At 37.6% G+C, this 15,150-nt stretch carries 12 protein-coding genes; 7 read left to right on the top strand and 5 right to left on the bottom strand.

Going from position 1 to position 15,150, the window contains the following annotated elements; all coding sequences use genetic code 11:
- Window positions 1-128 precede the first annotated feature (128 nt).
- The 4 genes from GZH31_RS19765 (at window position 129) to GZH31_RS19750 (ending at window position 6,364) form a co-directional block, all read left to right on the top strand.
- Window positions 129-1,217 (top strand): HNH endonuclease, encoded by a 1,089-nt coding sequence (locus tag GZH31_RS19765; protein WP_257473711.1) that lies wholly within the window; start codon window positions 129-131, stop codon window positions 1,215-1,217.
- A gap of 369 nt (window positions 1,218-1,586) precedes the next feature.
- On the top strand, window positions 1,587-3,230 hold the full coding sequence (locus tag GZH31_RS19760; RefSeq protein ID WP_180311798.1) for an ABC-three component system protein: 1,644 nt from the start codon (window positions 1,587-1,589) through the stop codon (window positions 3,228-3,230).
- Window positions 3,223-3,969, top strand: a complete 747-nt coding sequence (locus GZH31_RS19755; protein ID WP_180311797.1) for an ABC-three component system middle component 1 — start codon at window positions 3,223-3,225, stop codon at window positions 3,967-3,969. Before GZH31_RS19760 ends, GZH31_RS19755 begins: the two co-directional genes overlap by 8 nt.
- Window positions 3,953-6,364, top strand: coding sequence for an AAA family ATPase (locus GZH31_RS19750; protein WP_257473710.1), 2,412 nt, complete (start codon window positions 3,953-3,955; stop codon window positions 6,362-6,364). Before GZH31_RS19755 ends, GZH31_RS19750 begins: the two co-directional genes overlap by 17 nt.
- A 54-nt stretch (window positions 6,365-6,418) precedes the next feature.
- On the opposite strand, the gene GZH31_RS19745 is transcribed toward GZH31_RS19750, so the two are convergent.
- The 4 genes from GZH31_RS19745 to GZH31_RS19730 all read right to left on the bottom strand — a co-directional run bounded on the left by GZH31_RS19745 (window position 6,419) and on the right by GZH31_RS19730 (window position 12,896).
- A complete protein-coding gene (locus GZH31_RS19745; protein ID WP_180311796.1) occupies window positions 6,419-6,796 on the bottom strand; it encodes a hypothetical protein in 378 nt (125 codons plus the stop codon).
- 18 nt (window positions 6,797-6,814) lie between these two features.
- On the bottom strand, window positions 6,815-9,967 hold the full coding sequence (locus GZH31_RS19740) for a DUF3427 domain-containing protein (RefSeq protein WP_180311795.1): 3,153 nt from the start codon (window positions 9,965-9,967) through the stop codon (window positions 6,815-6,817).
- A 274-nt stretch (window positions 9,968-10,241) separates the two neighbouring features.
- Window positions 10,242-11,267 carry a nuclease-related domain-containing protein gene (locus GZH31_RS19735; RefSeq protein ID WP_180311794.1) on the bottom strand — a complete coding sequence of 342 codons (1,026 nt, stop codon included), beginning with the start codon at window positions 11,265-11,267 and terminating at the stop codon, window positions 10,242-10,244.
- A gap of 774 nt (window positions 11,268-12,041) precedes the next feature.
- The gene (locus GZH31_RS19730) at window positions 12,042-12,896 is read right to left on the bottom strand and encodes a LysR family transcriptional regulator (RefSeq protein ID WP_180311793.1); all 855 of its coding nucleotides are present in this window, start codon (window positions 12,894-12,896) and stop codon (window positions 12,042-12,044) included.
- 81 nt (window positions 12,897-12,977) lie between these two features.
- On the opposite strand from GZH31_RS19730, the gene GZH31_RS19725 reads away from it, so the two are divergent.
- Complete coding sequence (locus GZH31_RS19725; protein ID WP_065979259.1) at window positions 12,978-13,199, top strand: DUF2798 domain-containing protein; 222 nt, start codon at window positions 12,978-12,980, stop codon at window positions 13,197-13,199.
- Window positions 13,196-13,483: a putative quinol monooxygenase gene (locus GZH31_RS19720; protein WP_036972494.1), complete on the top strand. Its 288-nt coding sequence runs from the start codon at window positions 13,196-13,198 to the stop codon at window positions 13,481-13,483. Before GZH31_RS19725 ends, GZH31_RS19720 begins: the two co-directional genes overlap by 4 nt.
- 134 nt (window positions 13,484-13,617) lie before the next feature.
- On the opposite strand, the gene GZH31_RS19715 is transcribed toward GZH31_RS19720, so the two are convergent.
- Window positions 13,618-13,923 (bottom strand): hypothetical protein, encoded by a 306-nt coding sequence (locus GZH31_RS19715; protein ID WP_075593406.1) that lies wholly within the window; start codon window positions 13,921-13,923, stop codon window positions 13,618-13,620.
- A 113-nt stretch (window positions 13,924-14,036) separates the two neighbouring features.
- Between GZH31_RS19715 and GZH31_RS19710 the strand changes: the two genes are divergently transcribed.
- The gene (locus GZH31_RS19710) at window positions 14,037-14,951 is read left to right on the top strand and encodes a LysR substrate-binding domain-containing protein (protein WP_180311792.1); all 915 of its coding nucleotides are present in this window, start codon (window positions 14,037-14,039) and stop codon (window positions 14,949-14,951) included.
- Window positions 14,952-15,150: the final 199 nt, after the last annotated feature.

Below are 15,150 nucleotides of genomic sequence, written 5' to 3'. Positions count from 1 at the left end.
TATTAATAAATAACCATGGAGCGGTTTACTAATTTTAAGCCGCAGTAACAGGATTTAGCTTATGCGCTTAAAAGAAGCCCTCAGCGTTTTATCAAAGCCTTCATTAAAGGCATAGTTTGGATATGGCTATGCAGCAACAGCTCGACTTTATCGCTTATATTCAACGCATGCTGGTGGAAGGGGACTTTAGTGCCACTTACAAGTTTGCCTTGTTGCATGCGCTTGCTGATATCAGCATTGAAAAACAGCAAATAGATCCGAATGCGCAATTACAAATAACGTTTGACGAATTAGTCGAAAAGTTTATTGCGTTGTATTGGCATCAAGCATCTCCTTTTGGTGCCATTGGTAACAATAGAGACCAGCTGCTTTTACAAAATACCAATTCCAAAAAACAAGCCAAAATCATCACCACACTACACGATGCAAAATTAAATAACATTAATTCAGTTAGCCAATTAAAAAAGTGCAGTGATTGGAAAAACATACGCAGAACAACGTTACAAACCATTAAAGATGGACCGTTATGGTTATTACAAAAGCTAAATGGCAAGGAAGAGTGTTTCTTATATCCTCATGTTAAAGGGCAGCAATACATTACCTTAAATGCAGGTATTGCCAGTTGCTTTAGACGCTTTTACGACTTAGTTGTGTACTTAGCTAAAAATGCATGGCTACAAAAAATTCAAAGTATTAAATACAACCAAGCGCTAATCGGCCCACAAAGTCAACTTCATGACTTTTTATTTGGCTTTGATCGCAATGCACTCAATAAAGCAAAACCTGTATTAATAGAGCTACAACGCGGTCACTGCTTTTATTGTCAAAAGGCATTAAACAGCAAAACCGAGGTTGATCACTTTATTCCGTTTACGCGTTACGCCAACGATTTAGGCCATAACTTTGTGGCAGCTCATAGTAAATGCAATAACAGCAAACGCGATTTTTTAGCTGCGCAAGAGCACCGCGAGCGCTGGGAAGAACAAAACCTCGTTATATATAACCAGCATATAACTCGTGAGTTGAGCGATTACTTTAATTGTGATGCCGAGAAATCACGCTCAGTGAGCGACTGGGCGTATCAGGTTGCACAGGCAAACAGCGCTAAATTGTGGGTAGGCATAAACAGTTTTGAGTTTGCAGAAAGTGCTGTTTATCAACAGCAAAATAATGAGCTTGGTTTAGTGGCGGAAGATAAGCCAAGTTATAACGTGTAGATAGTGACGTTTAACGTACAGACCTAGAGTTTGCGTGCAGGACTTTTAAGGGATTAAAAACCTCTATTTGAGGTTTTATCGCGTTGGCGATGGCAACCAAAGAGAGGCTGCCGCCGACCTCTCTCTGGACTCTCTCGGCGCACCCGAGGATCACACTTGATCTTCAACTTACGTTAATGATGTGAACGTAATCAGCGTAGATAGGCCATCCATGGCCAAACTACGCTTTGTACAGCATCCATGCTGTAAATTACTCATCATTAACTTAGTTTCAGGTGTGATCACGGGGAATTGGAGTGTGCTGGTAGATTGGTGTTCATAGGTAAATATTTTGACTATATCTAGTTTGTATAAGAGAGTAACTTTAATATGACTAATGCATCATCTAAAAGCATTTTGCACGATGCTACACCCTCTTGGAATGGCTATAATTACCAAGGAAAAGTAGGCCTCTATGTTTGTTTAGCAAATATTATTAAAGAAGCTCGAGCAGGATTTGGTTTACCTTCTTTCGATACTTTCTTAGATGAACACCATATTGAGTATGAATGGATTGAAGATTTTGCCATTAAAAGAGGTGACGATTATTTGTCTCTTCACCAAGTTAAACATAAAGGCGAAAATAAATTTAAAGATCATGTAGAAGCAATCGCAACAATTTTATATAGAAAGAAAGGTATACTGCCAGATACCGACATATTTAAATACTTCAACTTTAAAAGTAAAAAACAAGGCGATACGGCAACTGCGAAAAAAAAGCTTAAAACAGAAATAAGTATTCATAAACTTATTGATGAGCAGGGTTTATTAAACAGTAACTGGGGTGATAATGTTCAACTTGTAGACATTAAGTATCGTGGTAATATTACAAAATGTTTTACCGATTTTGAAGCGCTTTCACAGAAAGCGTTCAAGACGTCTACCACTTATTTCCATACAGCCGATGAAGTTGAACCACCCCAGGAAAATATTACCAATATTGCAGGTATACCAAGCCATTTAGTTCCAAATTTAGCTCAGCCAAAAAGTCTCTCCTGCCAAAAGGTTTTCCTTAGCTTTGATAATTCTACGGTCTACAATCTTGCTCTATCTGATGATGCACTGAACTCAGAGCTAGATAGACTAATCAAGGAACTATTAGAGCTATTGCACCGTGGAACAACTTTTTCTGATACAGATATTAAATTATATAAAACAGCATTATGTTCACTAGTTGATCAGAATTTAATGCTAAGGCACCAGCACATTAGAGATAAGAAAGATCATCATATTCCTTACTTGCAGCGAACTAAACCGAGTATTTCTTTTAAGGTTATTGTACAAAAGCTAAAAAGCACTTATAGAGACCAAGATGATTCATATTGGAATTTAGTGTGTCGTGAAAACTTTGAAAAGGCTTATAAAGAACAAATTGAAGACACTGACATGTTGTTAGCAAACTCAGCTATTGATGATAAAACATACCAATATTATACGGTAAGGTTAGAGTCTGTTCGCCAAAATGTAATTCAACAATATTTTCCTAATGACTGTGCGGGTTTTTTGAGACGCATATACCCTCATGTTTCTAAAGGCACGTCGGAACATCAGTATTATTCTGAAATATCAGAGCCAAAGAAAATTAAAAGTGTTTTTTTTAACTTTATTAAAAAAGTTGAAAAACCATCTGGTAAATTAACACTAAAATGTAAAAATAAGGTTTTTGAGTATCAGCCCAGTTGTATTAGTTTCAATGAAGCTGATCCTGAAAGTAAGTATATTGAGGTTGAAAGAACAAAAAAAGGGTTAGCCGATAACCAAGGTAATCAATCAAATATTTTTACTAATGTCGATTATATCGTCGTTAATTCAACAGATGAAAATGATGAAATTTTAGCCGGAATAGAGAAAATAACTGAAGTTGAAAGCTATGAGAAAGAGAGCTTAAGTATAAAAGAATCAGATAAAATTACTCAACAAAAAGAAATCAGTTTTATAGATAGTAGAAAAGCATTAGGAGAAATAAATGGATAATCTAATAGAGCAGATTTTTATAGAGTCTCAACTTTCCTTAGTAAAAGTAAAATATATTGAAAAGGATCATGATTTTTCATCATTAGTCTATATTGGTAAAAAATTACAAGGTGATTACTTTGTTTATCTTCATTTACCAGAAAGAGTTTTGGCTCATGTTACGAATGATATTCAAATAAAATTACTCTCTTTAATTAAAAATCATGCTAATAAATTTGAGCAACTAACAGATGAAACCGTAGAGATCTCATCTTCATTTGATAAAAATGCTACATTGATAATTTTTACTACACATAAAGCTAGTACAAAGAACGATGCAATAAAAAAAGCTATTTCGATTGAAGAGGATCCATACTTTTTCAAGAAACAAGTTTTATTATTACCTGTTGAAGAACTTCCGATAATTCAAAGTTCTTATGATAGTAATAAAAGAAATTATATTGCTTTTATTCAAAGCCTAATCTCTGATACAGAAAGGTTTTATGAATTTACAAAAGCTAACCCATCAAAGTTTTCTGAAAGAGAAATTGAATACTTATTTGTAGCAAAACTTTATGAAAAAATTCCTTTTTTGTCATTAATAGTTACTCCTTCTAACCAGGTAGTATTACAACAAAAAATAGATAATAAGTTAACCGAAAAACAGTTAAGAGAATGTGAGAAACTGCTAGAACTCGATATAAATGATCTTGAAAGCTGGCTTGCCGAACTTGTTAAGGAAGATGAAACAAATGATTAAGCTAGGAAGGATGCGAATTGAGAACTTTAAATCTTTCAAAGAACCAGTTGAGTTTGATTTCACTGGTAATGATCTAGTTCTTTTTGATGGTCCAAATGGTTTTGGGAAGACAACAATATTTGATGCTATTGAGTTGTGTTTTACGGGGAAAATATCTCGAGTTAAGCATACTGACTCAAAGAATAAAGAAGATCATATTCTTAAGGGAGATAATACTAAGCCAACGACTGTTCAGTTAGAGCTTTTAAGTGGTACAAGTACCCTACTTGTGATCGGTATTCATATTCCCGCCAATATTTCAGGCGAAGCGGGTAGGGTAGCAAAATATCAAAATACTATTGAGCGTTTTGAGGCTAAGGTTTGGCAGGATGGATCTGTCTTTCGTGAGTTAAGTAAAAATAAGCTGGATGAAAGCAAATTAAATAATTTATTAGAGAATGAAAAACTAGATAAAACATTTACTTTGTTTAATTACATCCAACAAGAAGAAACGTGTCACTTCTTAAAACTTGATGAAAGTAAACGCCACCAAGAAATAAGTTATCTATTTGGTACGATAGAAGAAAAAAATAAAGCTGATCAATTAGATAAGCTTTCAGCCAACCTTAAGAAAACAATAGATGATTACTACACCCCATTAATCGAAAAAGAAGAAGAAGAGTTAGCACAGTTATCAAAACCGACTACTGAGGCTGAAGATTCAGAAGGCACACTTAGCAGTGGGAAAATTGCGCTATTTAGTGACTTATCATCTAGCACTGTAGAGCAACTTGAAGCTTATAGAAATAGCTTAGAAAGTGTTGAGTGGCTCATAAAAAATAATTCAGATTATGAAAAGCTAAAATTTAATTACTTTTTAAATAAAATGACAACAGAGCGAATTGAGCAACTTGAGAATTATTTAAAAGTTGGCTTAGTTGAAAATTATGAAGAGCTAGCAAAAAAGCTAAATAAACATAGTTTTATTTGGCATAAGGCAAAGAAAAAAGCTGATAGCTACAGTAAGTTAATTAAATTATTTGATAATAAACCAAATAGCCTTAGCGAAGATATTTTAAATACCTACAAAGAAAACTTTCCTTCAAGCTATGATGTATTCACAACTGATATAGCTTTATTTTTAAGTTTGTCTAAGGCAAAGAGTTCGCTGGGCTCTTTACTCATTAAAATCGATGACAGTAGAAAAAATCTTTTATCTCACTACAAAGAACATATTGGTTATGATGAAGAAAAAAAATGTCAAGATATACCTTGCCCATTATGTGGGGATATTAAGCCAACAGGACAAGCTTTACTTAATGAATATGAAGAACAATCGAAGTTTTTCTCTGAACAATTAGGAGATAATGATAAGTCACTTAAGATAGTAACTGAAAAATTAATAACAGGCCTTATTGTCCCTTCTATTACCAAAATGAGAAACTATCTCTCTAAGTATCAAGATTATTTAAACTTTGATTTAACAAATGTAAATAATCATAAAAATCTAGAAAAATCTGATTTCCAGAGCATGATGAAAATAAGAACGTGGCTTGAATCCAACATTGGAGACTGTACTCATTTTATAGACAAAAAGTTATTGGAAGTTAATGAAAATTATCACGAAAAAAAAGAGCTACTTATTACTTTTATTAACAGCCACAAAAAGCAACTTTCAAATGAGCCGCTAAAAGAGTATCTACAATTAAAACAAGATCTAAAAACGTTAGGTTTAGTGTTTGATGAAACTGAAAAATTGACTATTGATTTGAATGATATTAGTAGAGACTTATCACTATTAACTCGATTAATTTTGCAGCAAAGTTCTTCATCCTATAAAGCAAAAATTTTAAAGATATCTCAACTAAAAGAGAAATTAAGAAAGTTAAAGCTAAAGAGAGTAGAAATAACGGCAATTAGTAAGGTCTATAAAGATGAAATTAAAGCTTATGAAAAAGATGTAGCAAAACATATTGCAATACCGCTTTTTGTTTATAGCTCTAAAATACTTCAGTCTCGCCCTGAGGGAAGCGGTATATTTTTAATTACGCCAACTAAAGGAAACGAAAAAGGCTTTATGAAGTTCAGCGCTACACCTAATGATAGTCATGATGCATGGAACACAATGAGTTCAGGACAGCTTGCTGGTGTTGTTATCTCATTTATGCTAGCAATGAATAAGGTTTACCCTTCTAAGTTAGCAACTATCTTGATTGATGATCCAGTTCAAACTATGGACGAAGTTAACATGGCTTCTTTTGTTCAAATGATGCGATATGAGTTCTCAGATCTTCAAATCCTTTTATCAACACATGAAAGTAAAGTAGCTAATTATTTTCATTATAAGTATATTCAGGCGGATTTAAAGTCATTACCGGTTAATATGAAAAATAAGAAGCTAGAATATATAAATTAGTATGAATTTTAGATTAAAATATCTGATTGATTTTCAATAGATATTTTAATCTTACTATCTATTTTTCCAGCCAATACCAGTAACTATGCCCATGCCAGCTGCAAGAACATGAGTTAATATTTTTAAAGCTGTATTACTATCATCTTTAACAAAAATTAGTCCAAAGATTAAAGTAATTATGAATATCAAGATACCAACTAGAAGCCAAAAACCGTGGCTAAAGCGTTTTTGATCTAAGACCATGCTCTTAAGTTCACGTTCGTGCTTTAATTCAATATTTTTATCATATGACTTCACTCCTTCAAAAAGAACTCCTGTAATCATTTCTAAATTTTGATTATTCTTTTTTACAACACCATATGTACTTTCTTCATCATTAGTTAAACCATCGAAGTGATTTTCTAGTTTTTCTTCGAGTTCTTTAATTGACATTTTGTCTCCTTAATTTAGTTACCCAACCGCTAATTTCCCAGCCTCATGCCACATCTCGTTTGGCATGGGGCTTACTAATTCCCATGTTATGTTCATTGGCTGGCTGCCGCTGTGGCTTTGATATTTAACCTCGCCATAGTTTACAAATCCCATGGTTCGGCCGTTTTCATCTTTGCTTTGTTCACGCACAAACAGCAAGATGGTTTTGCCTGTTTGTTGGTGCTGAATGTAGCTTAGGCCGCGGCCGTGTTCTGGTCGGGCGCTGTTTTGCGTTTGCCAATGAAACAAGGTTGGGCTGATTGCATAGTCGTGATACAGCGTTGTTGGTGAGTAGGTTTTTTCGCACTTATTGAGCGTGACGAATAGTAGCTCTAAATTTTGTTCTTTGAACTCTAATACACCTTCGCGAGCGGTCGATTTTTTATCAAACGTATGCGCGCCGAATGCCGCTAATATTTGTTGGCGAGTGTAGCGGCTGTGCAATTTTATTGCATGGTTTGGTAAGCACGCTAAATCACTTTCTTGTTGCTGAATACGATTTATTAAAAGCGCAATTACTTCTGATAACTCTTGTTGTAATAACGGGTTTTTTAGTGCTTGTAAGCTTTGCTTAAGGGATTTAAACCCTAGACTTGTGCCAGTGTTATCCCAAAAATTGTAATGTGCCATGAGTGCATACTGTTGATTTTTAGGTGTTATCTCAATGCTAAAGTCGCTGTTACATAAATCGCGTAAAAAGCACAAATAGCTCAGTGAATCACAGCTAAGTAATTGCGTATTTATAGCTCTGTAATAGGCACTATATATATCAACTTGATCTGCTGGAATATCATCGTCTTTTAACCAATGCCAACCGCCATGCCTTGTATCTTTTGGTTTATAAATATCTTCTAATGTGACTTGTGGGTTTATACGTACAAAGTTGCTTAGCGTTAGCTCGTCGCTTGTATGATGAGAATAACTGTTTATAAGCTGTTGCAAACGGCGTTTGCTGTTTGTTGCTTGTTGTATATTACGTAAAATAGTTTTTTGCGTGCGTTCTTGTAGCTCTATACGACAGCCCAGCGGCAAGTGCGGAAAATTATTTTCTATTTCGGTTTTTATTGGCTGGTTACTTTTTCCAATGAGTGCGCGAAACTTATTGGCAAAGTCATATTCGGGGCGAGCGTTACCAACAAAGTCGAGTACAGTACAACATTGCTTTTGGCTGTTGTCGGGTAAACGTAGTCCACGACCTAATTGCTGTAAAAATAGCGTTAGGCTCTCGGTTGGACGCAAAAAGAGCAGGGTATCTACTTCTGGAATATCGACCCCTTCGTTAAAAATATCAACGACGCAGAGTATGTGTATTTCACCTCGTCTAAGCGCCTGCTGTTTGTGTTTTCGTTCACTAGTATTTTTACTGGTAAGTACGTCTGCACTTATACCTGCAAGGTTAAACTTACTGGCCATAAACTCAGCATGATCTTGGCTTACACAAAATGCTAATGCCTTAATAGCGTTAATATTTGTAACGATGTCGTTGAGACTCGATATGATTTTATTCGCGCGGTTATTCTCGCCTGTATATAGCTTACTAAGCTCACTAATATCGTAACGACCGCCTCGCCACGTTACCGTGCTTAAATCTGTATCGTCATCAAGGCCAAAGTATTGGAACGGGCATAAATGGCGCTGATTTATGGCTTCTGGTAAGCGGATCTCTGCGGCAATAACACCACAGAAATCTTCTAATATATTTGCCCCATCTTGCCTTTCAGGTGTGGCCGTTAACCCTAATAAAATGTTTGGTTTGAAGTAATTAAGAATGCCACGGTAACTGTTAGCACTTACGTGATGCACTTCATCAATAACAATATAATCATAAAAATCAGCACTCAATTTTATGTTGTCGATTTGGTTGTTAAGGGTTTGAATTGAGGCAAATAATTGGTTGTATCTTTGAGGTTTGTAGTTGCCAACCCAAAGCTCGCCAAAATCATTATTTTTTAGCACTCCACGATATGCGCTTTGTGCTTGAGTGAGGATTTCTTCTCGGTGAGCAACAAATAAAAAGTTGGCATTTGGTTTTTTGTCGTACACGGTTTTAAAATCAAATGCAGATATGATTGTTTTACCTGTGCCTGTTGCTGCCACTACTAAGTTTTTAAAGCGATTGTGAACGTTTCGTTCAACACTTAGTTTTTCTAAAATAGCTAATTGATGAGTTTTAGGGGTTATATCAAAATAGAACTGGTTACTTGCTTGTCCTTTACCACGCTGTTCATTCAGTGAGTTTATTAGCTTTTCTTTACATTCAACTTTACCACTAAACAGTTCAAAGTCTGGTGATTGCCAGTAGGTTTCAAAGGTGCTTTTGGTTTTAGCGATAATATGCGGAATTTCTTGCGCTGTAATTTTTAAATTCCATTCAAGGCCGCTGGTGAGTGCCGAATGCGATAAGTTAGACGAACCAATATAGCCAGTATGAAAACCGGTGTTACGCATAAATAAGTAAGATTTTGCGTGTAAACGTTCTTGCTGATTGTTATAGCTTAGTTTTACTTCAGTGTTTGGTAGGCTTGCCAAAAACTCAACCGCTTTAGCATCTGTTGCCCCCATGTAAGAGGTGGTGATAACTTTTAGTTTGTTACCACTTTTGGTAAAGGCTTCAAGTTCATTTTTAAATATTCTTAGCCCTGTCCACTTTATAAATGAAACTAACCAGTAAATAGTGTCGGCCGATTTTATCTCACGCTTTAATTCTGTCTCGAGCGATATACCCGCATTCGCGCCACTAAATAATTCGCTTTGGGTAAGCCCTGTTAATGGAAATATATTTTTGGCGTAGTCTTTGAGGTTTGCTGCAATTGGGTTTTCAGTATTGAATAGTGCAGTGAGGATTCTACCTTGGCTATCTATTAGGTTTTCACTTATTAGCTCATCATCTCGAATATGATCTTTAAGCCAAAAAACTAAGTTATTTGCTAGATTGATTTGCTCTTGTAAGCGATTATTTGAACTAGGTATAGCATCAATCGCGTGAGCAATTAACTTACCTAAAAATCGAGACAGCCAAGTGGCAGCTTCTGCTGATTCAAGTTGGCGTTCTCCGACATAAAACTGTTCACGATCTAGGTGTTGCTCGATTACTTGCGTAATCAGCTGCTCGTAAATACCAACCTGTTCCATAACGACTCCCTGTTTTCGAACAGCCAGTTTACTAAAATAGATAATGAAAACAAATAATAACTCATTGGTAATTTGAAGGCTTTAGTTACGGTTACACCCCGTGTTCACACCCGAAATTGAATTAATTATGAGTAATTAACAGCATGGATGCTGTAGAAAGCGTAGCTTGGCCATGGATGGCCTATCTACGCTGGTTACGTTCATTTAATTAATTCAAATTGAGGAAACAGTGTGAACCTCGGGGCGCCGAGAGATTCCAAAGAGAAGTCGGCGGTTACTTCTCTTTGGTTGCCGTCGCCAACGCGACAGAATTATCAAATACGATTAATGCTTTATTTTCACAGCTACCACAAATTAAAGAATAAGCATCTTTGCGCTTACTTACTTTAGTATTTACATCCTCGCATTGAACACACGGAGCTTTCATCGGAGTATTAGTATTGCATTTGGAACATGTAACGTAATATCCATAACGACCTGAATGAGCTTCAAGAGTATTTACACTACCACAACCTTTACATTGTAGGTTTATAACTCTTGGTTGTTCACTATTTGATAGGGCTTCTGCTTTTGTTTCACCACTATATATTGGCGTGGGCTCGGTAAGGTTTAATGATGTCGTATCAGTTATAAGCTGTTCAGTAGGCGCGATATTTTTCTCTAAAAGAAACTTACAAATTCTAGTGATACTTTCTTTACTAAACCAAGGGCGCACATTTTTTGATAAAAAGTGCAATGCATTGGGTGTTGAATTTGGGAGTTTCATAATTTGCAAAAGCTTATCAGTTATAAACTCTGACTTAACTAATCGATCTTCAAGCGATTTAGGCATGCAATCTCGATTAATTATCGCATTACTCGATATAGCACAAAGACTATGCCATTCTCGACCACCAAAGTTTTGCTGTATTTTGCCAAACATTTTAGGAAGTAGATGTTGCGCATTGTCTATAACTAAACTCTTAAGTAATGCGACTTGTAGCTCAACTTGTTTTATTGGTGATGGCATGCCTTGCCATTTTCCTCGGTAGCTACGGCTCCATTCTTGGTGTTCATTTATGGCAACTTCGCCAGTAATACTTTTTGATTCGATTAGTATAAACCCGTATGTATAAACAATAAGATGGTCTATTTGTGCCGTTTCGTTATTGTGCTTAAATTTAACATCATTAAAGACGAAGACTTGAGGATGATCTTTGAATGCCCGACGTAAATAAAATGCGACGTCTAGCTCTTGCTTTTCACCAGCTTGGATCTTAGGTGAATTAGACTTAGTGGGTGATTTATCTTTTAGGATCATGAGAAATCCTTTCATCATGTATTTTTGAAAGATAACATTCTAGTTCCTAATTAAAATACTTAAAAGCTCGATAACCAAATTTCACCGTTAAAACGGCTCCTACGGGTAGTGGCTTTTAGGTATGGCGGTGTTTTTGGATGTTGTGGCGATTGAAAAACGCGAGAAATAAATTTCACGCCTACAAGAGCAGAATAGCGCCGAGGTGCGATATATGATTTGCGAGCTGAGAGAGTCAATCTTAGATGTCGATCTTAAAGAGCAAAGCCTAGAGCGAATACGCGCTATAAAATCGCTGCGACAGATTCACCGTTAAAACGGCTCCTACGGGAGGTGGCTGTTAGGTATGGCGGTGTGTTTTTGAGTATTGTGGCGATTAAAAAACGCGCGAAATAAATTTCACGCCTACAAGGGCGGAATAGCGCCGAGGTGCGAGATTTGAGATGCGATGTGCGATGTGCGAGCTTAGATATTCAATATTAAAGAGCTAAGCCTAGAGCGATACGCGCTATAAAATCGCTGCGACAGATTCACCGTTAAAACGGCTCCTACGGGTGGTGGCTGTTGGGTATGGCGGTGTATTTGGATATTGTGGCGATTGAAAAACGCGCGAAATAAATTTCACGCCTACAAGAGCGGAATAGCGCCGATTTGTGAAGTGCGATGTGCGAGCTTAGATGTGCGAGCTTAGATGTCGAGCTTAAAGAGCCAAGCCTAGAGCGAATACGCGATGTTAAATCGCTCCGACAGGCTCTTTTACAACACAAGCAGCAAGTCTTAAAGCGCTAATACTTCTCCCTGTAAGCTTGGTGAACCCGCAATACTGGTTTGTAGTTGCTCTATTAATAACTGCGCATTCGCAGAGGGTGTGCGCGAGTGAGCCCACAGGGCGTAAATTGGTCTTGCTGGAATGCTGTGGGGCGTTTCTACATAACTAAAGTTGTGGGTGTCTTTTATGCAGCTAATTTCACTCATGGGCAGTATGCCTACACCGTAGCCTGCTTCGATCATTTTTCTGGCGATTGTAATATCAAAACAAAAGCTTATTTGTTCAAATTCATTTTTTAATGCGGTTAATAATCCGCTAGGTAGCTGCGACTCTGAATAGGGCAGCACTAAGCGTGATGTTGACGCCCCTTTCTTTACTATTAGCTTTATGGCAATCGCCCCTAGGCGTTTTTGAAAATAGCTTGAATCTTGTTGCTCGCCCACTCTAATCGCTAGATCAAAACGCTTTTGGCTTAGTTGGCTATTGGCATTACTTGGGTAAATGTGGAGATTAAGCGCAGGGTTGGCTAAGGCAAACTGATTTATTGCGCTCATGAGTGGGCCGGCAATGATATTTTGTGGGCACAGGAGGTAAAAGTCTTTTGCTCCCGACGAGTCATTTAATTGTTTTAATTGGCTATTAAGTGCAAGCACTTGCTGGCCTAGTTCATCGTAAAGGGTTTCACCTTTGGCTGTGAGTACAATGCCTCTGGCGGTGCGTTGCAGCAATGGTTCGCCAAGTTTGTCTTCTAATGCCTGTATGCGCCTAGAAAGGGTTGAAAGACTTAAGCCGAGATCTTTTGCTGTTTGGCTCATGCTTTTACGGCGCGCTATCTCAATAAACAAATGCAGATCATCCAGCATACGACTCCCTCAATCTTAGTTTGCATTTTCGTGACTGTTGTCACTTGCCCTGTGCAAATATAGTAACGCCAAGGAGGACATATGAAAATTCATTTTATTTTTACTGCGGCGTTTTCGTTCTTAATGTCGTTTTTATTATCGGCATGGGTTACATACGTGAATTTAGGCCTAAGCGATACGTTTATAGCAAGTTGGATGAAGGCCTTTGCTAATGCGTGGCCGGCTGCGTTTGTGGTGGCATTTACGGTGGCACCGCCTATTAGAACATGGGTTTTAAAGTTATTTAGTAAGGAATCAGTATGATAAATATAGTTGCAAAAATCACCCCTAAAGCAGCGTTATTCGAAGAGTGTAAAGGGCGTTTACAGTGCATTTTAGCTGCCACTCGCGCAGAGCCTGGATGCAACCGATTCGAGTTGTTTGCGAGTAAGGAGCAGCGCTGTTTGTTTTTGGTGGAGCAGTTTGTATCGCAAGCTGCGCTTGATGCACATTATGCTCAGCCTTATACCAAAGCGGTGTTCGCGTTTTATGAGAATGCGTTGGCAGAGCCAGTTGAAGTTGAGAAAGTGGAAGAGGTTATAAATTAGACGTTAGAAGTTAGACGTTAGAAGTTAGACGTTAGAAATTAGACGTTAGAAATTAGACGTTTTGGGCGCTAAAAAAACTAGGCTACTGGGGAAGTACTGCTATTCGTAGCCTAGTTTTACAAGGTTGAAACAGGTTAAAGCATGGTTAAAATTTGTTTGGCTTTGTCACGTGTGAGGCAGGCGGCCATGGGGCGTTTGGCAAATAATTTTGCAGACACGGTGTGCTCTTTGCCATTGTATTGATTATGCAGTGTTTGCACATTCACGCGGCACGTTACGGTGTATTGGTTTTCAACGTATCTAATTTCAACGCGTTCTACTTTTTGAATTAAGTTTTTATAGGGGTAGCCTTCGTCGGTATCAAGCTGTGTTACAGCGGGTTGGTTTGCATAGCTTGCACTCGAGAGGCAAATAAAGAGTAAAATGATGCAGTATTTCATAACAGTTATCCTTAATTGATGGCGGTTGGCTGTATGAGTATTACGTGAGAGAACAATGCTGACAAACGATTAAAAATTGCCTATGCTTAAGTTTTTATTAATCATAAACGCATATGAAACTTCCTCCCTTAAAGAGCCTTTGGTATTTTAAGCATGCTGCAAAGCTTGGCAGCTTTAAGCTGGCCGCTGAGCAGTTATTTGTAAGCCAAGCTGCTGTGAGCCAACAAATTCGGCTACTCGAACAGCAACTGGGTTGTGCTTTATTTACCCGTCATACGCGTTACGTTGAACTAACGCGTCAGGGCGAGCAATTGTTGCCTCATGTACTCAAGGGGTTTGATCATTTGCATACGGGTGTGCAGTCATTAAGCCAAGACAGTCACCCAAATACGTTAAATTTATCGGTGCTGCCTTCGTTTGCTAGTGGCTGGTTACTGGGGCGTATCAGCGATTTTCAACACCAATACCCAAACATAAAAGTACGTATTGAACCTAGCGATCAATTGGCCGACTTTTCAACGGGGCAAGTTGATTTAGGTATCCGCTTTGGTCTTGGTAATTACCCAGACTTACAAAGCGAGCTTTTAACCGACGACAGCTTATTTTTAGCTTACAAACCGGGTTTAATTGATGTAACTAAAACGCTTAAGCCGCAAGTGATGGCGCAAAAACTAATAAAAGATATTTGCCCCGATGCCGAACGAGGTTGGTTAACGTTTGCAGAGCAATTAGGCATGAACGCCGATGCGTTACCTTCGCTCGAAATAGACAATGCGGCATTGGTTATACAAGCAACTCTTGCAGGGCATGGTATTGCTATCGTTCGCCGACGCCTAATAGAAACACAATTACAACTTGGGCAGCTTGACATTTACCCCGACTTTGAATACCCATGCCAATTTAAATACTATTTAGCGGGGCCAGCAGAGCATTTTACATGGCACAAGGTGCAGGTTTTTAAAGACTGGTTAATGCGCCAATTTGAGCTTGACGATGAGCAATTTTATAAGCATCAGCAGTCACTTTAATGACTAAGCGGCATTATATTAATTCGCAAGAATACTTAATTATTTTGAGGGATTAAACCTGTCGCTAGCGGTGCTTAAAATGTTTGATTTACGACTGCATGGATGCAGGAGGTAGCGCAATGCAGGAGCAATTGCCGAGAACAACTCAATAACGACATGTTTGCCGTGTTATCAACGGGATTTTATTGCCCGAAGATTG

The organism is Pseudoalteromonas sp. JSTW (genome assembly GCF_013423925.1).
Lineage (GTDB): Bacteria > Pseudomonadota > Gammaproteobacteria > Enterobacterales > Alteromonadaceae > Pseudoalteromonas > Pseudoalteromonas lipolytica.
This window is presented reverse-complemented; position numbering and strand designations above follow the sequence as displayed.